Annotated in this window: 1 protein-coding gene; it reads left to right on the top strand. The window is 56.9% G+C overall.

From position 1 onward, the window contains the following. Positions 1–274: transposase (locus AB3X94_RS42120; RefSeq protein WP_368614499.1), on the top strand; the 274-nt coding region annotated here is incomplete at both ends.

Below are 274 nucleotides of genomic sequence, written 5' to 3'. Positions count from 1 at the left end.
AAGGCTCGGCGATTGCCAAAGCGCTGGATTACAGTCTTAAACGATGGGAAGCGCTGACCCGCTATCTCGATGACGGTCACGTGCCTATACACAACAACTGGGTCGAAAACCAGATACGACCTTGGGCTATCGGCAGGTCGAACTGGCTGTTTGCCGGTTCGCTTCGAGCCGGCCAACGAGCCGCAGCCATCATGAGTCTGCTACGCTCAGCGCAACTGAATGGGCACGAACCGCATGCCTACCTGAAGGACGTTCTCACCCGATTGCCGACTCA

Origin of the sequence: Paraburkholderia sp. BR10923, from assembly GCF_040948765.1 — a bacterium.
Lineage (GTDB): Bacteria > Pseudomonadota > Gammaproteobacteria > Burkholderiales > Burkholderiaceae > Paraburkholderia > Paraburkholderia youngii.
Note: the sequence above shows the minus strand (reverse complement) of the source record. Positions and strands in the feature narration are given on the sequence as shown.